Below are 23,984 nucleotides of genomic sequence, written 5' to 3'. Positions count from 1 at the left end.
GGGTATGATCATGCCGGAAAAACGGTTGCGCCCATGACGGTCGCGAATACGGCGGTGCCGCTGTGGGGGGATTTCGCCTGGCGCGATGGCGGGTTCTATATCCGCAAGACCGGTATTCACCTGAAGATTACCCAGGCCCTGGTCGCCGAGATCGCCAGTTGGGTGGTGTGGCTGACCCTCCTGGCCGGGGCGGCGCTGTGGGCACGGCTGACCTATGCCCGGCGGCTGAGCGTGTGGTATGCGCCCGACCGGCCGCGGCCGTGGTATATGTGTCGCGGCATCGCTATCTTCGGCGGGATCGATGTGGCGAAGGCGCCGGACGGGGCGGATGCGGCCTTCTATTTCGAGGACGTCACCTGTGGCCAGCCGGCGCGATTGGCCGGGCGGCATCTCAACCAGGCCTGTCAGGATATTTCCAAGGCCCATGTCGCGCGAGTGTTCGAGGAGGTGGCCGGTTATCCGCTGGCGCTGGATCCGCGTCAGGCGGCCGGCGAAATCGTCGAGAAATCCGACAAGAACGGTGTGCATGATGGCCGCATTGTCATGGCGCCGATGGCGCCGCTGAGTGGCAAGGTCTATCAGCGGGTGGTCGATACGCGGGACGACGACGGGTGCTGCCATGATCTGCGCACGCCGTGCATAGGCGGCGAACCGGTCGTGGTGTGGGTCAAGACCAAGACACCGGAGGGGCGGTTTTCGATCAACAACCGGCAGGCCCGGATGGCCGAACCCGAGGCTGTTTACTCCGAGGCGGAACGCGATCTGATCCGGCGGTTCAATGCGCGGATCGGGCTGGATTGCGGCGGGCTGGATATCCTGCGCGACCGTCATGACGGTCGCATCTATATTGTCGACGTCAATAAGACCGATGTCGGCCCCGTTATCGCCCTGTCGTGGAGCGACAAGATCCGGTCCATGGCGCGCCTCGGGCGTGCGCTGCGCCGGCATATATTGGAGACTGAGGCATGATCACCGAAATCGCACCGCGTACGGGTACCGCTTTTAAACTGAACCGGGGGCAGAGGTTGCGGGTCATCGATCCGCAGGGCGAGCAGGTGTCGGACATGCTGGCCTTCAATGCCCATGATGTCGATGAGGTTATCTCGTCGGGGCGGACTCTCGACTATGCCAGCAAGTTATTTCTGACCGTGGGGGATCCGATCTTTTCCAACCGCAGCAACGTCATGCTGCGGATCGTCGAGGATACGGTCGGGCGGCATGATTTCCTGCTGACGCCGTGTTCGAAGGACACGTTCCGGATCATCTATGGCGACGAGCATCCGCATCACGGCTGTTTCGGCAACCTGTCAATGGCGCTTGCGCCGTATGGCGTCAAACCGGACCAGATTCCGGTGGCGTTCAACATCTTCATGAATGTCCAGGTGGATGGCCAGACGGGGGCCTTGTCGGTCGATCCGCCGATGAGCAAGGCCGGCGACCATATCCTGTTCGAGGCGCATATGGATCTGATCGTGGCGCTGACGGCGTGTTCGGCGCTGCAGTCGAACAACTATGCGTTCAAGCCGATCCACTATCAGGTGGAGGACGTTATCTTAGGCCGTCAGTAAAGCCGTCGCCGATACCGGTGAAGAAGTCCGGGACATTGTTCCTCAGGGGTTAGGGGTATCCAATCTCTGACGGAAAGAATACCCCTCCGCCGGCTTCGCCGGCACCTCCCCGGCTTCGCCGGCACCTCCCCGGCTTCGCCGGCAGGCATTCGTGGAGAGGAGGGAGCTTGCCCATTCCATATGCGATAGCCCTCTCACATGTGGGGAAGAGAAGAAAGGTTAGTTCGCCTTCACCTGTGAAGCGCTTTTCCCTCTGGTCAGGATGTGTTGGGCGCTATAGTCTGACAATTAACAATGATCACAGAGACATGACATGAGCTCCTTTTCTCCGAGCCGCCGCGCCATCCTGGCCGGTTCCGCGTTAGCCGGTATGGCGGCGACCTTGCCGGCTGGGGCTTCCGCCCAGACGACAGGCCTGTTGGCGCCGACGCCGCCCATGGGTTGGAACAGCTGGAACAGCTTCGCCACCACCATCACCGAAGACCAGTCGCTGGAAGTCGCCACCATCATGGCGCAGAAGCTGCTGCCGTCGGGCTATGACATCTTCACGGTCGATATCCAGTGGTACGAGCCGGAAGCCAAGAGCTACGCCTACAATGCCGAACCGGTGCCGACCATGGATGATCACGGCCGCCTGTTGCCGGCGCCGAACCGGTTTCCGTCTTCGGCCAATGGCAAAGGGTTCAAGCCGCTGGCCGACAAGGTTCATGCGATGGGGCTGCGTTTCGGTGTCCACCTGATGCGTGGGATTCCGCGTCTGGCCGTCAAGAAGAACGTGCCGATCGTGGGTACGTCGGTAAGGGCAGCCGATATCGCCGATACCAGCAGCACCTGTCCGTGGAACCCGGACATGTACGGCGTCGACATGAGCAAGCCGGGCGCCCAGGCCTATTACGACAGCGTGTTCAAGCTGTTTGCCTCCTGGGGCGTGGACTTCGTCAAGATGGATGATATGAGCCGGCCCTATGACGCCCACATGGCCGAGATCGAGGCGGCGCATCTGGCCATCCAGAATTCCGGGCGGCCGATGCTGCTCAGCCTCTCGCCCGGCGAAACGCCGGTGGCACGCGGCGAGCATGTCCGCCGCTTTGCCCAGATGTGGCGGATCAGCGACGACTTCTGGGACGAATGGAAGTTGCTGGACGATCAGTTTACACGGTTCGAGAACTGGAATGCCTGGCGTCAGCCCGGCGCCTGGCCGGACGGCGACATGCTGCCGCTGGGGCGGCTGGCCCTGGGCGATCGCGACACCAAGTTTACGCCCGATGAGCAGCAGACCCTGATGAGCCTGTGGTCGATCGTGCGCTCGCCGCTGATCATGGGCGGGGATCTGCGGCATCTGGACCAGGCGACCCTGGATCTGCTGACCAATCCGGAGGTGCTGGCGGTTAATCAGAACAGCAAGGACAACGGGCCGCATTTCCTGGCCGACGGCACGCGGGTTTGGACGGCACGGGCAGGGGATAATAACCACCTGTATGTGGCGCTGTTCAACACCACTGGCGACCGCAAGACGGTCAGTTTTGCGCTGAAATATGCCGGAGCGAACGGCCGCTACAAGGTGCGGGATCTGTGGAAGCGCGCCGATATCGGAACGGCTGAGGGCAAGGTGCAGGCGGAGATTCCCGCGCACGGTTCAGTGCTGTATCGCCTGTCTGCCGCGTAGGTTGTTTACTCAGACAAAAATAACACGCCGTCCGGATTTGTTCCGGGCGGTGTTTGCATGTAAAGTGGGATAATATTTAAATAATTCAGTCATTTAATGTCGATTTTCGATGGGGCGATATGATCGTATAATTCCTCCGTCCGCCCTTGCTAGGCCTCTGGTTCAGTGCTAAACCGCTTTTTGTCTGAGTAAAAGGCGGCTAACGCTCCACCGGACATGGGAACGCAGTCAAGCAGGACGGGTGGGCGCGTGAGCGGCATCGAAATCAGTAATGTTACCAAGGCCTATGGTGCGACTCCGGTGCTGGATGGGGTCAGCCTCAGCATCGCCGACAACGAATTTGTCGCCTTTCTGGGGCCGTCGGGCTGCGGCAAGACCACGCTTCTGCGGCTGATCGCGGGTCTCGAAGAGGTCGATGGCGGTGAAATCCACATCAATGGCCGCCGGGTTGATCAGCTGGCGCCCGGTGCGCGCGGCGTCGCCATGGTGTTCCAGAATTACGCCCTGTATCCGCATATGACGGTGGCCGACAACCTGGCCTTCGGGTTGAAGAATGTCGGCATCGCCAAGGCCGAGATCGATACGCGCATCGCCGAAGCGGCGCGCATTCTTGAGATTGGCGAGTATCTGGGGCGTAAGCCCGGAGAGCTGTCGGGTGGTCAGAAGCAGCGCGTCGCCATCGGGCGAGCAATTGTCAAGAATCCGGATTTGTTTCTGTTCGATGAGCCGTTGTCGAACCTGGATGCGGCGCTGCGGATGCGCACGCGGCTGGAGTTGGCGCAGCTAAGGCGGCGTTTGAAGGCGACGATGATTCTGGTCACCCATGACCAGGTCGAGGCCATGACTTTGGCCGACCGCATCGTGGTGATGAAGGACCGCAAGATTCAGCAGGTCGGTACGCCGATGGAGATCTATATCCGGCCGGCCAATGTCTTCGTGGCCGGTTTCGTCGGGTCTCCGCCGATGAATATTTTGAAGGTCGACGTGGATGTTTCCGGGGCTGTGGTCATGGCCAGGTTGGCCGGTGGCGTGTTCAAGACCGGCGTCGGATCGGCGGGTTTGCCCGTGTCGGCGCATTGGCGGATCGGCTTGCGGCCGGAGACGGTGAAGGTCGGGGCATCGGGTGATGGTTTGGCGGCAACGGTGGAGTTCGTCGAGCGTCTGGGCGAGCGGACTCTGGTTTATACCAAGCTGGCCGATGGGACGCCGGTGACGGCCGAGGACGCCGGCACTAGTCGCGTCAAGATGGGCGATCCGGTTGGTTTGAAGATCGATGCCGGGAGTGCGCATCTGTTTGACGGCGAGGGTGTCGGGTATCATGCGCCGGAGAGCGGAGAATGAGGGGAAAAGAAAAATCCCCTCTCCCCGTTCTTCACGGGGAGAGGGTAAGGGTGAGGGGCCTCTTGGCTTCCGGTGCTCGGACGTCTTCGGAAGGCCCCTCACCCGATCGCGTTCACTTCGTTCCGCTCTCGTCCTCTCCCCGTAAACGGGGAGAGGTGAAATGAGTCGTGCTCTGTCGCAGAAGGGGAGCTGGACCAACGCCCTGTTCGTGGCGCCGTATCTGTTCGTCTATCTGTGCCTGCTGATCTATCCGCTGATCGCCGGCATGGGGTTGAGTCTGTTCAAGGCCGACCTGTTCGGCGGCGGAAGCTTTGTAGGGTTTGAGAATTTCGCGCGGCTGTTCCGCGACGAGGTCTTCCTGCAAAGCGTCGCCAATACCTTTTACTTCGTGGCCCTGACTGTGCCGCCGCTGACCGTGTTGCCGCTGCTCCTGGCGCTGCTGCTGAACCGCACAACGCGGGTGGCGGCGTTTTTCCGCGGCGTCTTCTTCTCGTCGTCCGTGCTGTCAGTGACCATCGTCACCCTGGTCTGGCGGATGATCCTGATGAGCGAAGGCGGGCTGGCCTCCAACATCACCGCCCTGTTCGGCGCCGATGCCATTGCGTTCCTCAGCGACCCGAAGATCGTCATGATCTCCATGGCCATCATCACCGTGTGGTGGTGTCTGGGCCTGCCGATGATGCTGTATCTGTCGGCCTTGCAGCAGGTGCCGAAGGATATTTACGAGGCGGCAGAGCTCGACAATGCGTCGTGGTGGCGGACCCTGTGGTCGATCACCCTGCCCAGTGTGTCGCGGACCATCATCCTGGTCGCCATCTTCGAATGCGTGCTGCAGTTCCAGCTGTTCGGTCAGCCGCAGTTGATCACTCAGGGTGGGCCCAATGGCGCCTCGCGGCCGATCGTGCTGTTCATCTTCGAAATCGGCTTCCGTAGGTGGGATGTCGGCTATGCCGCTGCGGCGTCGCAGATCCTGTTCGCCATTATCCTGATCGCGACGTTAGTGCAGTATTTTGTGACACGGAAAAGGGGTGTGCAATGAGCGCCTCGTCCCAAAAGAAGTTGCGTGAGATTGCCATCCTGGCGACCCTGGTCGTGCTCGGCTTCATTATGCTGGTGCCACTGATGTGGACCGTGCTGTTGTCGTTGAAGTCCAATTCGGACCTGCTGCAGTCGACGGCCAATGCGTTTCATGGCCCCTATACGGGTGAGAACTACGCCGCCATCACCAAAAGTTCGGGCGTGTTCCGCTGGCTGATGAACTCGGTGATTGTGTCGGGATTGCAGACGATCGGCGTATTGGTGCTGGCGTCGCTGGCCGGCTACGGTTTTGCCCGGCTGGAGTTTCCCTATCGCGACCAGATTTTCCTGCTGGTGCTGTTCGGGTTGGCTATCCCCGAGCAGGCGGTCATCATCACCCGCCACCAGTTGTTCACCGGCCTCCATCTGCATAATTCCTATCCCGGTCTGATCCTGCCGGGATTGGCGGCCCCGTTCGGCGTCTTCCTGATGACCCAGTATTTCAAGGCCATCCCGAAGGAGCTGGACGAGGCCGCCATCCTCGACAACGCCTCGCGGTTCAAGATTTTCTGGAAGGTGTTGTTGCCGCTGACCATTCCGGCCCAGGCGACCTTGGGGATCTTTACCTTTCTGGGGTCGTGGAATGACTACTGGTGGCCGCTGATTTCGGCAACGCGGGCGGACATGTTTACGCTTACTGTGGGTTTGTCGGCGTCGCAGATCAACTTCGCCCAGACCTCGGGGCTGGGGTATCTGATGACCCAGGCGGTGTTTGCCGCCGTGCCGATCCTGATCGTCTATATCATCTTCCAGAAGTACATCGTGCGCGCGGTGGCGGGAGCGGCGATACGATGATCGGGTTGTTAAGAAGCTGGGTTGCTAAGGGAGCCTTCGGCGGGCCAAATCCCCCACCGTCTTATTTGCTTCCAGCAAATAATCCACCTCCCCGTATAACGGGGAGGGATAAGGTAAGTATGTGCCGACCGCAGAACAGCATTGTCACCGTGTTGGCGGCGATTGCGTGTCTTGCTTTGGCTGCGTGTCAGCCGAAGTCGGATGTGACCGAGGTGACGGTGCAGCGCATCTTCGGGGAGTGCCGCGCCAATGTCCCGCAAGGCCAGGCGCCGATCAAGAATCCCGACGGCGAATGCGAAGTCGTCACCCACCTGCTCGATGAGTTCCAGAAGGCCAATCCCGATATCAGGCTCAAGGTCAATATCGCGCCATGGCCCGGTTACGACCAGCTATCGGCGCAGTTCGCCTCCGGTGATCCGCCCGATATTGCCACCATGCACATGTCGGCCATGCCCGATTTCGCCTCGCGTGGCCTGATCGAGCCGCTGGATGGTGGGTTCAAAGAGGTTGGCCTGGATGTCGATAACTTCACGCCGGCGGCGCGCAACGGCGTGACCATCGACGGGCAGGTCTATGGCATGCCGTTCGATAACTGGACCCAACTCTGGCATGTCAATATGAACCTGTTCGCCAAGGCCGGACTGGTCCGCGACGGTCAGCCGATCCTGCCGCACAATCCCGAGGAACTGCTGGCCCAGGCGCGGCAGTTCAAGGCGAAGACCGGCCTGCCCTACCTGCTGCAGCCGACCGATAACGAACGCGCCGCCTTTACGCGCAACATGTTCACCTACCTGTTGGACCAGAAGGCGGTCTTCTTCAGCGACCCGAAGACCATCCGGCTGAACACGCCGGAAGCCCGCCGCATCGTCAATCTGTTCAAGCAGATCTATGCCGAGGGCCTGATGGCGCCGGGCCAGGATTATCCCGCGGCCATGGCGGCTTTCCTGAACGGGGAGGGTGGTATCTGCCTGGTGGGGACGTGGATGATCGGCACCTTCGAAGCCGAGGCCAATACCGAGGGCCGGCCGCTGTATCATGGCTATGCGGTGAAGCCCTATCCGATGCTGTTCGGTACCGAGCAGGCCGCCTATGTCGACGGCCATGCCTGGGTGATGCCGAAACGCGACCGCACGCCGGCCGAACGCGCCGCCGTGTTGAAGCTGATGAAGTTCCTGCAGGCCCACGACTATGACTGGGCGCGGACCGGCCACCTGCCGACGCAAAAGGATGTTGCGCAGAGCGCTCAGTATCTCAGCCTGCCGCACCGTAACGACATCGTCGCGTTGGCTTCTACGGGCAAGACCCTGCCCGCCGGCGTCGAGCGCCAGTTCGCCATCCAGGACATTGTCGGCGACGAAATGGCCTCGGCCATTCGCGGCCACAAGAGCGTCGACCAGGCGCTTTCCGACGCCGAACACCGGGTCAATGACCTGCTTTTCCATGTGCTTTCGAGACAAGACCGATGACATTGACCGCCAAGATCGTCGCCGACCGCGACTTTATCGTCGCCCCGCTGGACCGTCGTGTCTTCGGCACCTTTGTCGAGCACCTGGGGCGCTGCGTCTATGGCGGCATCTATGAGCCTGGCCATGCCACGGCTGATGAGCATGGCTTTCGCGGCGATGTGCTGGCGCTGACCAAGGAGCTGGGCGTCACGGTCGTGCGCTATCCCGGCGGCAATTTCCTGTCGGGTTATGACTGGGAAGACGGCGTCGGCCCCAAGGAAGACCGTCCGGTGCGTCTGGATCTGGCCTGGGCCTCGACCGAGACCAACCAGTTCGGCACCAATGAGTTCATGGTCTGGGCCAACAAGGCCGGGGTCGAGCCGATGTTCGCCGTCAACCTGGGCACGCGCGGTCCTGCCGAGGCGCGCGATTTCCTGGAATACTGCAACCACCCGGGCGGTACCAAGTTTTCGGACCTGCGCAAGTCGCACGGCTTCCCCGAGCCGCACAACATCAAGTTCTGGTGCCTGGGCAACGAAATGGACGGGCCGTGGCAGACCTGCGCCAAGACGGCGAAGGAGTACGGCGCCTTAGCGCGGGAGACGGCCAAGGTGATGCGCTGGATTTCGCCGGATCTGGAGCTGGCGGCGTGCGGGTCGTCGCAGCGCGCCATGCCGACCTACGCCAAGTGGGAATATGAGGTGCTGGACGAGTGTTTCGAGCAGGTCGATTTCATCTCGCTGCACGCCTATTTCCGCAACGATGGCAATGACATCGCCGAGTTTTTCGGCGAGATCGACAATTTGAAGGTCTATATCGACGAGATCATCGCGGTGTCGGATGCGGTCGCGGCCAAGCGCCGGTCGAAGAAGCGTATCATGCTGTCCTTCGACGAGTGGAACGTCTGGTACAAGGCCCACCGCCCCGAAGACCTGAAGAAGCCCGGCTGGCCCGAAGCGCCGCCGTTGCTGGAAGAACTGTACAATTTCGAGGACGCCCTGGTGGTCGGTGGCGCCCTGCTGACCCTGATGAACCGCGCCGACCGCGTCAAGGCGGCCTGCCTGGCGCAACTGGTCAACGTCATCGGGCCGATCTTCACCGAAACCGGTGGACCGGCCTGGCGCCAGACCATCTTCCATCCGATCGCTGACTGCACCCGCAATGGTCACGGCGAAATCCTGAAGTTGAAGGTCGATAGCACGACCTTTACGACCAAGGCGCATGGCGAGGTGCCGCACCTGATCGCCTGCGGGGTCTTTAATCCGGAAACGGGTCAGGTCAGCCTGTTTGCTTTGAATCGCTCGACCGAGGAGACGATGGAGCTGGATGTCGACCTGCGCGGATTGGGGGAGGCGTTGAAGGTGGGTGAGTCGCAGGAACTGTATGATCCGAACCTGAAGGCGATCAATTCCAAGGCAGCGCCCGATGCGGTTTCGCCCAAGCCGAACGGGACAGCGCGAATCAGCGGCAGCCGATTTACGGCGACCTTGAAGCCGCAATCCTGGAACGTGTTCACGTTGATGGCATAGGCGAGGTCGGGGCGGTTTGTCTATTTGTCGGACGACGCTAAAGCGCTATTCGGAGCTTTCCACCCTTTTATGTCGTACCAGAACAGCGTGAAACGCACTGAAATCTAATGGATAAAGTCGCCAGATCGCAATTTTGACGCTCGTGACTTTCATTTGTAAAAAATTACAGCCTTGATTTTGCTGGTGAAGTTTGTGGCGTTGTTGCGCTTATGAGACATTGGGTTCATAAATCAGACAAAAAGAGACTGAGCACCGCTTGCGCTATTGACAGGGGATTATTGTCGGACAATATCGCAGCATAGGTTCAGGCCCAAATTGAACCATTCTGCCAGGGAGCTAAAAATGTCTGACATCTCGTCGACCCTTCGTCGTGGTCGCAATCTGAAAATTCTTTGCCTGACGGCCGTGTCCGTCGTGGCGCTGGGCATGGGCGCTTCGGCCGTCATGGCCCAGGACGCACCGGCCGCCGCGGCGCCGCCGGAAGACCAAGTGGTCGTTCGTGGCGTGCGGGCCTCGATGGCCAAGGCCGTCGCCACCAAGCGTCGTTCGACCCAGATCGTCGATTCGGTCATCGCCGAAGACATCGGCAAGCTGCCGGACAACAACGTCGTCGAAGCGCTGCAGCGCGTCCCGGGCATCCAGGTGACCAACCGCGCCAATGGCGAAGTTTCGGGCATCTCCATCCGCGGCATGCCGGATATCACCACGACCTGGAACGGCCGTTTCGTTTTCACCGGCACGGGCCGCCAATTGGCGCTGCAGGACATTCCGGCCAACCTGATCAACCGTATCGACGTCTACAAGACCCGTACCGCAGAGCAGATCGAAACCGGTATTGCCGGCCAGATCGACGTCGGCACCTATCGCCCGTTCGACTTTGCCGGCTTCCAGATGTCGGCGGCCGTGCGCGGCATCTATCATGAGCAGCGCGACAAGATGAACCCGAACGCCAGCGTCCTGATTTCGAACCGCTGGGACACCGGCGCGGGTCAGGTCGGCGCCTTGGTGAACCTGTCGTATGCCAAAACGCAATATCGCAATCAGGACCTGAACGTCGGCGCCAGCGTGCCGTTCCTTACGGAAACGCCGCCGGCCGGCTGGGTGCCGTTGCAGCGCCTGTTCCCGGACAATCCGCGGTCGCCGTGGCCGACGGGTCTGGAAACCGGTCTGCCTTACGCGCCGGGTTCCAAGCTGCCTGTCGACGGTGTGCAAACGCCTTACTACCTGTCGCGTGACGCCATGATCGCCACCGACCTGATCGGTGACCGCGAGCGTCCGGCTCTTAACGCCGCCTTCCAGTGGAAGCCCAACGACACGTCGGAATACACCTTCGAATATTTCTACGAGGGCTATCGCAACGACCTCTTCAATAGCATGAACTTCTCGTTCGTCGATTGGTGGGGTTCGCTGACGCCGTCGGACATTTCGGGTATCAAGCTGATCCCGGGTACGAACATCATCAAGTCGCGCTCGGTGCATGACATCTACGGTTTCAACTCGTCAGACTTTACCCGTCAGAAGACCGACACCCACGTTTTCGCGTTGAACGGCAAGTGGCGCTTCGACAACCTGACCCTGATCGGCGACCTGTCGTATCAGAAGAGCGACTTCCAGTCGGACTTCTTCGCCGTCCGCACCGATCGCGCCGGTCATGACATTGTCATCGACTTCAACGACAAGGATGGTCTCCCGTCCTACAGCTTCTCCGGTCCGGACGATGTCCTGACCAATCCGAACCTGTGGAACATTGCCCAGTTCTACGACAACATCAATCAGGACAAGGGCGATGCGCTTACCCTGTCGCTGGACGGCGACTGGGTGTCGGATGACCCGATCCTGAAGAAGGTCAGCTTCGGCGTCCGCTTCGACGACCGCGGCGCCAAGCATTACTTCTGGGGCCAGGACTCCTTCCTGGGCCAGCCTCTGTCGAGCCTGCCGGCAGAAGCCATGTTCTATAACGAAAACTTCTTCGACGGCCGCGCCAATGTGCCGTCGTCCTGGGTCCTTCCGGACGGCCGCTGGCTGTACGCACATGCCGATGAAGTCCGCCAACGCTACAAGAATGGCGATGCTCACGTCGTCACCAGCGCGGGCATCAATATGAACGAGGACTTCCGTGTTCAGGAAGCCACGACCGCGGTTTACGCCCAGGTCGATCTCGAACCGCAGGTCTTCGGTCGTCCGCTGCTGATCAATGCCGGCTGGCGCTATGTGTCGGTCAACACCGACATGACCTTCACCGACCGTATTTCGCACGTCACCACCAGCCAGGATGCCTATGTCGCCCGTCTGCTGCCGAGCCTGACCCTGCGTTACGACCTGACCGATGATATCCGCGTCCGGTATAACTACGGCGAGACCCTGCGCCGTCCGGATTTCGGCGCACTGAACCCGAACTTCACCCTGACTGGTGACCTGTCGAACATCGGGCGTGGTTCAGGTAACCGTGGCAACCCGGATCTGGAACCGACCGAGTCCAAGAACCAGGACGTGGCGGTCGAATGGTACTTCGCCCGCGACAGCGTTGTGCACCTGACCGTGTTCAAGCGTGAGATCGAAGGTCTGGTCGTGACCACGCCGAATATCGTCACCATTCCGGGCAGCGGCCTGAATACCGACAAGTTCCTGATCAGCCAGCCGGTCAACGCTTCGAACGGGACGCTGGAAGGCGCCGAACTCGGCCTGACCTACTTCCCGGATTACCTGCCGGACTTCCTGGACGGCCTGGGCGTTCAGGCCAGCGTGACCTGGCTCGACTCGTCGCAGAACATCCCGCTGTACGACACTTCGGGTGCGACGCCGGTCTATCTGGGTGAAGATCAATCGGCCTTCTTCGGCGTGTCGGACTTCTCCTACAACGCCACCCTGGCCTACGATAAGGGGCCGATCGGCGCCCGCCTGTCCTATGTCTGGCGCGACGACTTCCTGGCTTTCAACGAAGCCCGCCTGTTCGCCAACCCGCTGGGTGTGTGGGCCAAGCCGGAAAGCAGCCTGGACTTCCAGATCAACTATGACATCAACGACAAGCTGTCGATCTCGTTCGACGCCGTCAACCTGACCGACGAAATCGGCCAGAACTACTACAAGTTCGGTGATGCCGGCGGTCCGGACACCTTCAACCACGTCAGCACCCTGTGGAGCCGCTCGTTCGCGGTCGGCCTGCGGTGGCGCTTCAACTGACTTCTCCCAAGGTCTTTAATCTCCTAACCTAAAGACCCTATTCGGGCGCCGTCGCATACTTCGCGCCGGCGCCCTTTTTTTCTTTTGAGATTGCCTCATGCCCCAAAGTGGCCTCCACTCTCCGGCACGCGGCGAGGAGGTCCCCATGATTACGAAACGGCAAATAATGGGTGGGCTGGCGGGGCTGGGGTTCGCCGGCGCGACGCAGGCCCAGAGCCTGAGCGACCGGCTGAGCGGCGACCTGTCGCCGGTGCACGATCCGTGCATCATCAAGGACAAGGACGTCTATCACCTGTTCTCGACGTCGCAGTTGCGCGAGGGCGGGCTGATCTTTTGGCGGACCTCGCCGGATCTGGTGACCTGGACCTTGAAGGGCCATGTGCTGCGCGAGTTTCCGAAGTGGGTGACGGATGCGGTACCCGGAACGCGGGGGGCGTGGGCGCCGGACATCGCCTTCTTTAACGGCAAGTTCCATTTGTACTATTCGGCCTCGACCTTCGGCTCGAACCGATCGGTGATTGGGCTGTTGACCTCGCCGACCCTGGATACGTCCGATCCGGCCTTCGGGTGGAAGGACGAGGGGGTGGTGGTCGAATCCGACGTCCACAACAGGTACAACGCCATCGATTCCAACTATCTGATCGACGCCCAGGGCAAGCACTGGATTGCGTTCGGATCGTTCTGGTCGGGGATACAGCTCTTCGAGGCTGATCCGAAGACAGGCAAGCCGAAGAACCGGGTCAAGAAGCCGAAGAACATCGCCAGCCGGCCGATGCCGGGCGCGGTCGAGGCGCCGTTTATCATCCGGCGGGGCGAGTGGTACTATCTGTTTGCGTCCTATGATTTCTGCTGCAAAGGGGTGAACAGCAGCTACTACACTGTCGTCGGGCGTTCGGCCGCGGTCGAAGGCCCCTATGTCGACGACAAGGGCGTGAAGCTGCTCGACGGCGGCGGGCGGATGGTGCTTCAGGCCGATGAGCGCTGGAAAGGGCCGGGGCATTGCGCCGTCTTTGAAGACGCGGGCGTGCACTACATCGTCTATCACAGCTATGACGGCCAGGCCGGCGGAAGGCCGACACTGCGGATCCAGGCGCTGAACTGGACGGTGGACGGGTGGCCAACGGTGTAGGGAAGAGGCAGGAGGCGCAGCCTCCTGCACCTCGTAACGCGATAGCGCTTACCTTTTTTCCATAATAAAAGCCGGGGCGTTAGGGCCCCGGCTTTTATTATGGAATGAAGTAAACACCGTCGAGTTATGGGGTGCAGGGGTCCGCGACCCCTGCCTCTTCCTACAACGCTGTCACCGTCACCTTCCGTTCCACCTCGGTCTGCAACGGGTTCTTCAGCCCGTACAGGAAGGCGTCGGCGGTGATTTCGAAGACGTCGCCGTCCTGGGTCTTCACGCCATCGGCGAAGGACGCGGTGGCCGTGCCGAAGCAATGGACGTGGATGTCGCCGGGCGTGCGGAACAGTTCGTACTTGAAGTGGTGGTGTTCCAGGTTGTCGAAGCTGTGGGACATGTTGTCCTCGCCCGAGATGAAGGGCTTTTCCCAGATTACCTCATTGCCACGCCAGATGCGCGACGTGCCGCGAACGTCCCTCGGCAGCTCACCGGTCAGGATCTCGACGCCCAGCGATGCCGGCCGCAGCTTCGAGTGGGCCAGCCACAGGTAGTTCTGCTTTTCGACCACGTGGTCCGAGAACTCGTTGGCGATCGCCCATCCGATACGGTACGGCGTGCCGTCGTCACCGATGACATAGATGCCGGCCATTTCCGGCTCTTCGCCGCCGTCTTCGGCAAAGCTGGGCGAGGTCAGGGGCGCGTTCGGCCCGACCAGGGTGTTGCCATTGCCCTTGTAGAACCATTCCGGCTGGACACCCGTCTCGCCAACCGCTGGCTTGCCGTTCTTCACGCCCATGAGGAACATGCGCATCGAATCGGTCTGGACCTCGGCCTGGGAAGCCGCCTTGTGCATCTTGTCGCGGCCTTCCGCCGACCCCAGGTGGGTCAGGCCGGTACCCGTCACATGCAGGTGCGAGGCGTCGGGATGGTCGATCGGGCACAGGACGCGGCCTTCCGACAGGGCCACGGCGACATCGACCGCGTCGCCCGTGCCCTGCTTTTCGACCTGGGCAGCCAGCGACACGCCGGCCGAGATGGCCGCCTTTGCCAGCTCATAGGTGGTCGCCACGCCGTTGACGAGGTGCGCCCCATCCTGGGTGGCCGCGACAAGCTGGCGCTCGCCCGAAGCGCTGACGATCTGGATGAGACGCAAGGTCATGGGTAGTCCTCCTGAAAACCGAACTTTCTAATAGTCTGACAAATTGGTGATGTAAAGACCGCAGTTCGCCTTGTCAAATGTCTGAGGAAATGGCATCCTCATATGCATGAACGCCTACGATAAGCGCGGCCGGGGAGACATATTGGAAACGCCTTTGCGCCATCACCTTGGCCAGGGCCGGCTGCACGGCGCGCTGGCGCACCGGTTGGGCGTGGATATCCTACGTGGAGTCTATCGCCAGGGCCAGACCCTGCCCAACGAAATGGAGTCCAGCAGCACGCTGGAAATCTCGCGTTCGGCCTATCGCGAAGCCATCCGCATCCTGGCCGCCAAGGGCATGGTCGAAAGCCGGCCGAAAACCGGCACCCGCGTCACGGCCCGCACGCGCTGGAACATCCTGGACCCCGAGGTCCTGGGCTGGATGTTTGAGACCGAGCCCAGTGAGAAATTCATTCTCGACCTGTTCGAATTGCGCCTGATCACCGAGCCGACGGCGGCCGCCTTCGCCGCCCAGCGCCGCCAGCCGGCCCATATCGAAGCCATGGACCATGCCCTGATCGTCATGGCGCAACAAACCCTGGCGACGGAAGCCGGCCGCCAGGCCGACCTCGATTTCCACGACGCCCTGATGCAGGCCTCGGGCAATGAAGCCCTGGCGTCGCTGAGCTCCTCGATCGGCGCCGCCGTGACTTGGTCGACGCGGTATAAGCAACGCACCGCGGCGCTGGACCGCGACCCGGTTCCCGACCACCGTGCCGTGTTCGAGGCCATTGCCCGCGGGGATGAAGGCGACGCGCGCTGGACCATGGAGTCGCTGGTGCGCCTGGCACTGCGCGACACCCAGCGCAGCATGGAAAAGCTTAGCTGATATTTGTCTGAGTTTAGGGGGCATAAAGAAAGTCGCCCCACCACCGCATCTCACTCACTCCGCCTTTGGCTCCGTTTCGCTCGAGCGGTCCCCCTCCCCACGCAAGCGCGGGGAGGTATAGGGATAACAAAAAAAGCCGCCCTGGGTGACCCCAGGGCGGCTTATCAGTTTTGGCGAACCTATCAGTACTTGTAGTTCACGCCGATGGTGAAGGTCTTGCCGTTGCGCAGCTCGAACAGGGTGTCTTCGCGGGCGCTGTCGATGAACAGGCGGTTCTGCTCGTCGGTCAGGTTCTGGGCTTCGAAGATGAGCTTCAGATTGTCGTTCAGCTCGTACGAGGCCGACAGGTCGACGAACAGGGTCTCATCATTGCCCTGAAGATCCGAACCGCGCGAGGCCGGGATGGCGCGGATGTACTTGCCGCGATAGTTGGCCGTGCTGCGGATGCTGAACCGGTCGTTTTCCCAGTAGATCGTGCCGCTGGCCGACTTGCGCGACAGGCCCAGCAGATCGTTGGTGGCGGTCACGGTGGGTACGCCGTTGGCGCTGGCCAGGATGTACTGGATCTCCGACTCGATGTGGGTGTAGTTGCCCAGGACGCCGAAATTGGCCCAGAAGCCCGGCAGGAAGTCCAGCTCGGCCTGCAGGTTGATTTCGAAGCCCTTCAGCGGACCGCCTTCGGTGTTTTCGAAGCGGCCGACGGTGAAGATTTCGGTCGGCGACGTGTTGGTGTTGTCCAGGAGCGAGTCCGGCAGGCCCAGTTCGCGGTACGGGATCTGGCTGGTCACACGCTGGATGTAGGTTTCGATGTCCTTGTAGAAGTAGCCGACAGAGATCAGCGAGCCGGGACGGAAATACCATTCCAGGCCGGCGTCGAAGGTGTTGGCGCGGATCGGCTCCAGGAACGGGTTGTTGATGTTGCCGGTGCGGGTCGTGGCGGTGATGCCGGCGCTGGGGATCAGGTTGCCCAGTTCAGGACGCGACATGACCTTGGCGGCCGAGACACGGGCCAGCAGGTTCGGGTTGATTTCGAACACGATGTTAGCCGAGGGCATCCAGTCGTCATAGGAACGGTGGACCTCGTTGCGCTTGCCGACCTGGCTGTACATCCAGCCCGGAGGGGCCGCGACCGGGATGTGGCCGACGGCGACCTGGTCGGTCGCGTAGTAGCGCACGCCGACGTCACCGCGGATCGGGATCGGGAAGCGGTCGGTGTCGAATTCCGCCATGAGATAGGCGCTTTGGGTCGTTTCCAGGATCTGCGAATTGCCCGCACCGCATTCGACGCCGCAGTACTTGAAATTATCAAAGTGGAAGGTGTCGCGCCACTTGGCCGAATCGATGGCGACCCAGGACGACGGCGCGCCGCGGCCCCACAGGTCATCCAGGCCGTCGATGGTGGTGGTGATGCTGGCCAGGGTCACGCCGGACGGCAAGGGCTGCACGACCAGGGCCGAGGGGATCGGCACCAGATTGCGCTGGGTGAAGTCGGCCTGACGGTACTGGATGCCGGCCTTGAACGAGATTTCGTCGCTCGGCGTCCATTTGGCGTCCAGGTTGACCGTGGTGTTGTCGGTGTTGTTCCACTGGGGCTTGCCCTGCATGGAATAGCCGCCGGTCACCGTGCCGTCGGCCTGGGCCGGGGCGTACGTGAAGCTGGCCGGATTGCCGACATCGGCGCCGAACTGGATGATCGGCGTGGTTTCACCGTCGCGGAAGTCGATCGAGAAATTGTCGGCATCGATGATGTCGATGAAGGTCTGCAGGCGCATCGGGTCATAGCGGCGCGAGGCCGACTTGCCGAAATAGCCCATCACTTCGAACTGGTCCGAGAAGCGGTGGGTGAAGCTGACATTGACCTGGCTGTGGCTGCTTTCGAAGCGGTCGACCAGGCCTTCCGAACGGATATCGACGCCGTCGAACAGGCCGTAAAGCAGCGAGCCGTTGGAATCGAACTGGATGTCCTTCACCGAGACCATCGGCTGGCCGTTATTGGTGACCGAGCGGGCAAACGACAGGCCGGCGATGTAGTTGTCGCGGCGTTCGACGTCGAACTTCGAATAGAGGAAGTCGACCAGAATATCGGTGGTGTCGTTCTTCCATTGCAGGCTCAGCGTGCCGCCCAGGCGCTTGGCGTCCTGTTCGGAGTTCACATAGCGCGGAATGCGCGGGAAGAAGGCGCCACTGCCCGGGGTGTTGGGCTCGACCGGGCTGCGCAGCGCCATGATGGTGTTCCACGCGGCGACGGTGCCGGTGCGCGGATTGTTGGTGCTGCACATGGTCGCCGAAGCGCCCTTCGAGGCGTGGGTGGTCGGCGACGGGCTGATCGGGGTTACACCGATCGGCGAGCAGAACGGCATGGCCGAGGCCCCCGAACCCAGCTGGTTGCCGCCCATGCTGGCGGACAGGATGTCGACAGCCGAATAGCCGACTTCACGGATGTTGCGGTCGGAATAGGACAGGGTGCCCAGGATGCCGAAATTGCTGTCGTCGAACTTCTTGCCGGCGACCAGCGAGACCTTCGGGTCGACCTTGCCGCTGATCTCGTTATAGGTGCCGCGGGCGGTCACCGAAAAGACCGTGTCCTGGCGCGAATCGAACGGCTTGGGGGCGCGCAGGTCGACCGTGGCGCCCAGCGAACCTTCTTCGACATCGGCCGAGGAGGTCTTGCGCGCCGTCAGCGACGAGAAGATTTCGGTCGGGAAGGCGTTGAAGTCGAAGCTGCGGCCGTTGTTGGCGGCGCCGTAGATGTCGGCGGCGCCGATCTGGGACGAAGCTTCCATGCCATTGACGCGGACGCGGGTGAACTGGGCGGCCAGGCCGCGGACCGAGATCTGACGGCCTTCACCGCCGTCGCCGCGCGACAACACCACGCCCGGGATGCGCTGCATCGACTCGGCCAGGTTAGCGTCGGGGAACTTGCCGATGTCTTCGCCGAGGATCGAGTCGACGGTGCCGGCGCTGCGCTTCTTGATGCCCAGCGCGCTCTTCAGGCTGCCGCGGAAGCCCTTGACGACGATGACGTCGTCGGCCGCGGCAGGCGCCGCCGCCGGAGCGTCCTGAGCGGCGGCTGCGGTCGCCGCCAGCGCCGCGGCCAGGGCCAGCGCAGACGCCTGGAGACACCGCGCCGTGCGGCTTGAAATTTTACGATTAGACATTTTCTTTTCCCGTTCCTGTTGGGGCGTTTACCGTTCGAGCCTGTTTCGACTCTTGTCCTGTGCGGCGACGACTCGCCGTCCGTGCCGATTATAAACTTTGCACGCCGCAATTTGAACGGGGAAAACGATCATTTGTGATATAATTTGATCAATCGTGACCTTTTTGTATCTGGCATGACGCAAATTTCAGATGATGGGAGAATATCTTATCGCGGCTGCAACATTGGAGCGTGTCAGGTCTGCAATTGGTGCGTAGTTTTGCTCGCTATTCCAGCACGAGCAGAGACACGCCCTGGCGCGGGACCGTGAAGGTCAGCTCCGCCGCGCCTTTCGCCACCTTTGCGGCCTCGGGCCAGGTCTCCGGCGTCATCTTCGAGGCGGTTTCCAGGACGGCATACTGCTTCTGGTCGGGTGACTGGGGCGAGCCCATCTGCTGCCAGGCGGTGAAGGCATTGCCGTGGTCACCGTCGACCCGCCATTGCGTCACCTTCACTGACTTGCCCTTCAGGCCGTTGACGTGCAGCGAAACCGCGGCTGTGGGGCCGGCGACATCGTCGTCATGATAGTTCCAGACCAGGATGGCCAGACGGTTGTCCTTTGTCCGCGTGGCGAGCACGCCGACGTCGGCGGGGCCGCGGATGCCCGAGGCCATGACGTCGTTCAACGGGACCTGGGCGCTGCTGGTCGCCGCCACCTGGTCCGGACCGAGTTGAGCGAAAAGGCGGAAGGTGTTGATCACCGGCAGGTCGATGCCGTTGGTGGCCAGTTGGCGATAGCCGGCAAACCATGGCTGGTCTTCGAAGGTAAAGGCCCAGGTCAGGGCGCCGTCCAGATTGATCCTGTGCTTGCCGGCCAGTTCCCAGATGCGGGCATAGGACGCCGCGGTGTAGCTGGAATACAAAGTGCCGTTGCGATAGGCGTTCTGCGGTCCGGGGCAGGCGGCGCAGCCCTCCGGGTCGTTTTCACCGATGACGATGGGGCGGGTCTTCAGCTCCGGCACGGCGGCGACCTTGCCGAAACCGGTGTCGATGGCCTTCAACTGTTCGATCATGCTCATCCGGACGTGGCCGTCCAGGAATTTGGGCGCGCCCTTGGCATGGAAGGAGAGGAAGTCGGTGGGCGTGCCGGTTTCGCCGGTGGCGTAGTTGGTGCCCGACACGACGTGCTTCAGGAAGCCGTCCATAAAGGTGCCGCCGGCGCCGGCCACGTCCGGGCCGCCGACGCGAGCTTCGGGCAGGGCGCGGCGCACGCCGGCTATGGCATGGTCGTGCAGGCGGTAGAAGTCTTCGGGGGTGCCGGCCCAGTAGAAGTTCAGGTTCGGCTCGTTCCAGGTTTCGAAATACCAGGTCGCCACCTCTTTGCGGCCGTAACGTTCGACATTGTGTTTCGTCCACTGATAGACCAGCTCTTCCCACTTTTCGTAATCCTTGGGCGGCCAGATCCAGCCGGTGGCGATCAGGTCGTAGGCAAAGCCCGGCCGCCAGGTGTGCTGATACGGCGTGCCTTCGGGGGCGCTGGACATGGCCTGCGGCGTAAAGCCTATCTGCAGGTAGGGTTTGACGCCGCGCGCCAGGTAGGTGTCGATGATGTGGTCGACCACCGTCCAGTCGTAGACGGGATTACCGTTGGCGTCTTCGGTATAGGCGTTGGTCGAGCCCCATTTGAAAGCCGGGGTGCCGTCGCCCGTGCTCAGAAGGTTGTGAGCCCGGAAATAGACCTGGTTGGGCCGTAGTTCACCCAGGTGCCCCATCAGCTTGCGGCCGTCCTTCATGGTGGCGTAGTTGGGCTCGTCGGCGCCAAAGAAGCGCCAGATCGGCGGCAGTGGCGCGACGGTTTTGGATGCGTCGACTGTCATGGTGACCGGAATGGGGGCGGCGGCTTCGTCGGTGCGGTCTTGAGCCACAGCGGGGAAGGCGAGGGCCATCACGGTGGCGGTCAGGCTGAGCAGGCGGCGCATGTATTCCTCCGACAATTGTAGCGTCTGTGTACGAAGGACGGCGGCCCTCGTCCATAGATTTGATCGAAGATGCGAAAAAGTGATCATTGCACAGCTTGCGTGCGTCGCAAAAAAATACCGCCGTTTACGCGAAGTCTTAATCCTGTTTCCGGATACTGGCCGGCGAAGAGACCGTGCGTAAAGGGTAAGACGAGTATGCGAAACCGCCAGTCACGGGCCGCAGGCGCCTGGGAGCCGGAGAACGCGTCCCCGGAGTCCCAGGACCCCGCCATGCGCGCCTTGCAGATGCGCTATCTGGCGCACGTCGCCGACCGCCTGGAATCCTTCGAAGCCTGTGTCGCACCCTATGACCGGGCGTGGCTCACCCGCGAAGCCCATGCCCTGGCCGGCAGCGGCGGTAGTTTCGGTTTCTGGGATATCAGCGCCCGCGCCGGCGAACTGGAAACCCTGCTGAAAGATGCGCCCAACCCCTCCGACCCCGACATAAGCGATCACCTGACCTGGCTTCGCGACGCCATGGCCATGGCCTTGCTGCAGTCGGAAACGGCCGAACCGGGCCAGGTCCCGGCCAAGCCGGCGCCAGCGCCCGTGCCTGTGCCGGTGCCCGTCCTGTCGTCGCGCGTCGTCATCGTCGAGGACGATGTCAGCGTCCGCGACCTGCTATCGGGGCTGATCTCCGCCACCGCCGAGGTCTTCACCGCCGCCGATACGGCGGAAGGCCGCCATCTGATCGAAACCGTCCGTCCTGACCTGATCCTGCTCGACAACCGTATCGGCGGCGCCGACGCCGGGCTGGAACTGCTCGACTCGCTGCAGGCCGTGCCGGGCCTGAAAGACATTCCGGTGATCATGATCACCGCCAGCGACGATCCCGGCGAAGTCATGCGCGCCCTGATGGCCGGGGCCGCCGACTATATCGTCAAGCCCTTCGACCCGGCCGAGGTCGGCGCCAAGATACGCGGCCGGCTTGACCGGCTGGGCAGCCACGTCCTGATCGCCGACGACGACGATACGGTGCGTGAGATGCTGGTGCACAAGTTCCAGAGTGCCGGCTGCAAGGTCACCTCGGTCCAGACCGGCGCCGAAGCCTGGGACGCGCTTCAGGCCGGTGACTATTCCGTTGCCCTGCTGGACCGGATGATGCCCGGCTATGATGGCGTCACCCTGCTGCGGATGATGAAGGCCGACGCCCATACGGCGCAGGTGCCGGTCGTGTTCCTGACGGCGCGCCATTATGGCGCCGACGTGCTGGAGGGGCTGAATACCGGCGCGGTCGACTATATCACCAAGCCCTTCCACGCCGACGAGGTGCTGGCCCGGGTGTTGCGCCTGCTCAATACGGGAGAGGCGGCATGAAGGCCCTGATCCTGAGTGCCGTTTTGGCGCTGTTCCCCGGTGCGGTCATGGCCGCCGAGAGCCCGGTAACCGAAGCCCGGCAACTGGCCGAACAGAAGCGTTATGATGAGGCCGTGACCCTGCTGCGGACCGCGAAGACGCAGCATCCGGAGGATGTCGAGCTTCGCCTGGCCCTGGCACGTGTGCTGAGCTGGAAGGGCGACTATCGCGCCGCCTCAGCCGAACTGGGCGGGGTGACGGGGGCGGAAGCGGCGACCATCCGCGGCAACCTGGCCTACTACCAGGCCGACTTCAGCACGGCCAGGACCCGCTATGCCGAGGCCCTGACGATCGCACCCGATTTCGACGAGGCCCGCGACGGCCTCAACCGCGTCGCCACCGCCCAGGCGGCCGAAGGCCCGCAATGGCAGGTCGATGCGGGAACCGAATACAGCGGGTTTTCCGGCTCGGACCAGCCCGACTGGAACCAGCAGTCGGTCCAGGTCACCCGCCGCTTCAACGCCAACCGCAGCGCGGCCCATCTGCGTATGGTCCGCTACAGCCAGTTCGGCCTGAATGACGGCGAGGTCGAATTCGGCCTGGCCGGACGGTTGGGTGAACGCTTCAGCGCCTACGCCGCCATCGCCGGATCGCCCGATGCCGACTTCCGCCCGGAAGGCCGTATCGCGGCCGGCGGAGCCGTGCGCGTGACCCAATCCCTATCGCTGACCTTCGATGGTCGCCATGACCGCTATGCCGCGGTGAAGGTTTCCAGTGCCGCCTGGGGCGTGCGCTACGAACCCCGCGAAGGCTGGGCCGTGTCCAGCCGCATGATCCGGGTTTCACCGTCCGGCAGCGACGCCCAAACCGGTTACGACCTGCGCCTGGACGGCACGATCCGCGAAGGTCTGCGTTTCTATGCCGGGGTCGCCGATGCGCCGGAAACCGTCGCCGCCGTCACCATCGACACGCGTTCCGCGTTCGCAGGCATTGCCTGGGACATGACGGACACCACCACCCTTCGCGCCGGCTATGGCCGCGACGACCGCGAAAACACCTATGTGAGACACGGCTTCCATGTCACCCTCAGCCAGCGGTTTTGAACTCGCCTTCCTGCGCGCGATCTGGATCGGCACGGCGGTGCTGTGCGTCGCCGCGATCGCCATCATGCTGGTGCTGGTCGCCCGCCGCGCCGCGTCCTCGGCCGACGCGGTCCAGCGTGACGCCCGGCGTCAGTCACTGTCGCGCTTTATCCTGGCGGCGTTGAAATCACCGGTGGCCCTGGATGCCGCCGCCCTGCCGCCAGTCACCCCGGCAGACTTCCCCATCCTGGTCAGTCTGGCACTGGACATGCTGCGCAGCCTGCGTGGCGGTGACGCCGTCCGTATCTGTTCCCTGCTCAAGCTATGGGGCGTCGAGCCCTACCTGCTGGCCATGGCGGCGCGGGGCCGGCCGGGCAAGCGCATCCGCGCCGTGACCCTGCTGGGCTTTTTCGACGACGACACCTCGCTGCAGGTCCTGCTGGCGACGGCGCGCGACCGCGAAATGTACGTCCAGATCGCCGCCCTGCGCGCCCTGGCGCAACGTGGCGCCGCCGATCACATCGACACCATCACCGACAGCCTGGCGCACTCAGGGCAGACCAACACCCTGCTGCTGCACGACATCCTGCAACGTTTCGGGGCCTCGGCCGTGCCGGCCCTGGCGCGCCTGGCCTCGTCGCCGGCCAGCGCCGAGGTGCGCACCGCCGCGGTCATGGCGCCGGGCTCGATCGGCGCGGTCG

The 23,984-nt window shown here is 62.4% G+C and carries 17 protein-coding genes; 14 read left to right on the top strand and 3 right to left on the bottom strand.

What is annotated here, in order from left to right; all coding sequences use genetic code 11:
- The first annotated feature begins 33 nt into the window (after positions 1-33).
- The 10 genes from ABAC460_RS25555 (at position 34) to ABAC460_RS25510 (ending at position 13,730) form a co-directional block, all read left to right on the top strand.
- On the top strand, positions 34-969 hold the full coding sequence (locus ABAC460_RS25555) for a hypothetical protein (RefSeq protein WP_023451391.1): 936 nt from the start codon (positions 34-36) through the stop codon (positions 967-969).
- A complete protein-coding gene (locus tag ABAC460_RS25550) occupies positions 966-1,568 on the top strand; it encodes a DUF1989 domain-containing protein (RefSeq protein ID WP_023451390.1) in 603 nt (200 codons plus the stop codon). Before ABAC460_RS25555 ends, ABAC460_RS25550 begins: the two co-directional genes overlap by 4 nt.
- 313 nt (positions 1,569-1,881) lie before the next feature.
- On the top strand, positions 1,882-3,234 hold the full coding sequence (locus tag ABAC460_RS25545; protein ID WP_023451389.1) for a glycoside hydrolase family 27 protein: 1,353 nt from the start codon (positions 1,882-1,884) through the stop codon (positions 3,232-3,234).
- A 249-nt stretch (positions 3,235-3,483) separates the two neighbouring features.
- Positions 3,484-4,575 (top strand): ABC transporter ATP-binding protein, encoded by a 1,092-nt coding sequence (locus tag ABAC460_RS25540; RefSeq protein WP_023451388.1) that lies wholly within the window; start codon positions 3,484-3,486, stop codon positions 4,573-4,575.
- Positions 4,576-4,735: 160 nt separating this feature from the next.
- Positions 4,736-5,614 carry a carbohydrate ABC transporter permease gene (locus ABAC460_RS25535; RefSeq protein ID WP_023451387.1) on the top strand — a complete coding sequence of 293 codons (879 nt, stop codon included), beginning with the start codon at positions 4,736-4,738 and terminating at the stop codon, positions 5,612-5,614.
- A complete protein-coding gene (locus tag ABAC460_RS25530; protein ID WP_023451386.1) occupies positions 5,611-6,447 on the top strand; it encodes a carbohydrate ABC transporter permease in 837 nt (278 codons plus the stop codon). The genes ABAC460_RS25535 and ABAC460_RS25530 overlap by 4 nt, the downstream gene beginning before the upstream one ends.
- 119 nt (positions 6,448-6,566) lie before the next feature.
- Positions 6,567-7,913 (top strand): ABC transporter substrate-binding protein, encoded by a 1,347-nt coding sequence (locus ABAC460_RS25525; protein WP_031236196.1) that lies wholly within the window; start codon positions 6,567-6,569, stop codon positions 7,911-7,913.
- Entirely contained in the window at positions 7,910-9,421 is a 1,512-nt protein-coding gene (gene arfA / locus ABAC460_RS25520; RefSeq protein WP_023451384.1) for an arabinosylfuranosidase ArfA, read from the top strand. Before ABAC460_RS25525 ends, arfA begins: the two co-directional genes overlap by 4 nt.
- A gap of 342 nt (positions 9,422-9,763) precedes the next feature.
- Positions 9,764-12,601, top strand: coding sequence for a TonB-dependent receptor (locus ABAC460_RS25515; protein WP_023451383.1), 2,838 nt, complete (start codon positions 9,764-9,766; stop codon positions 12,599-12,601).
- Between the two features lie 145 nt (positions 12,602-12,746).
- Positions 12,747-13,730 (top strand): arabinan endo-1,5-alpha-L-arabinosidase, encoded by a 984-nt coding sequence (locus tag ABAC460_RS25510; protein WP_031236194.1) that lies wholly within the window; start codon positions 12,747-12,749, stop codon positions 13,728-13,730.
- A gap of 160 nt (positions 13,731-13,890) precedes the next feature.
- Here the strand turns inward: ABAC460_RS25510 and araD1 are convergent, their stop codons facing one another.
- Complete coding sequence (araD1, locus tag ABAC460_RS25505; protein ID WP_023451381.1) at positions 13,891-14,883, bottom strand: AraD1 family protein; 993 nt, start codon at positions 14,881-14,883, stop codon at positions 13,891-13,893.
- A gap of 106 nt (positions 14,884-14,989) precedes the next feature.
- On the opposite strand from araD1, the gene ABAC460_RS25500 reads away from it, so the two are divergent.
- A complete protein-coding gene (locus ABAC460_RS25500) occupies positions 14,990-15,751 on the top strand; it encodes a FadR/GntR family transcriptional regulator (RefSeq protein WP_023451380.1) in 762 nt (253 codons plus the stop codon).
- Between the two features lie 182 nt (positions 15,752-15,933).
- Here the strand turns inward: ABAC460_RS25500 and ABAC460_RS25495 are convergent, their stop codons facing one another.
- Both ABAC460_RS25495 and ABAC460_RS25490 read right to left on the bottom strand, forming a co-directional pair.
- The gene (locus tag ABAC460_RS25495; protein WP_023451379.1) at positions 15,934-18,909 is read right to left on the bottom strand and encodes a TonB-dependent receptor; all 2,976 of its coding nucleotides are present in this window, start codon (positions 18,907-18,909) and stop codon (positions 15,934-15,936) included.
- A gap of 265 nt (positions 18,910-19,174) precedes the next feature.
- Entirely contained in the window at positions 19,175-20,866 is a 1,692-nt protein-coding gene (locus ABAC460_RS25490) for a GH39 family glycosyl hydrolase (RefSeq protein WP_023451378.1), read from the bottom strand.
- A 270-nt stretch (positions 20,867-21,136) separates the two neighbouring features.
- On the opposite strand from ABAC460_RS25490, the gene ABAC460_RS25485 reads away from it, so the two are divergent.
- The 3 genes from ABAC460_RS25485 to ABAC460_RS25475 form a co-directional block, all read left to right on the top strand.
- A complete protein-coding gene (locus tag ABAC460_RS25485; protein ID WP_023451377.1) occupies positions 21,137-22,222 on the top strand; it encodes a response regulator in 1,086 nt (361 codons plus the stop codon).
- Entirely contained in the window at positions 22,219-23,304 is a 1,086-nt protein-coding gene (locus ABAC460_RS25480) for a YaiO family outer membrane beta-barrel protein (protein ID WP_023451376.1), read from the top strand. The genes ABAC460_RS25485 and ABAC460_RS25480 overlap by 4 nt, the downstream gene beginning before the upstream one ends.
- The coding region (locus ABAC460_RS25475) for a HEAT repeat domain-containing protein (RefSeq protein ID WP_035425764.1) at positions 23,279-23,984 on the top strand (706 nt) is incomplete at its 3' end. The genes ABAC460_RS25480 and ABAC460_RS25475, both read left to right, overlap by 26 nt.

The sequence above is a fragment of the Asticcacaulis sp. AC460 genome (assembly GCF_000495795.1).
Lineage (GTDB): Bacteria > Pseudomonadota > Alphaproteobacteria > Caulobacterales > Caulobacteraceae > Asticcacaulis.
This window is presented reverse-complemented; position numbering and strand designations above follow the sequence as displayed.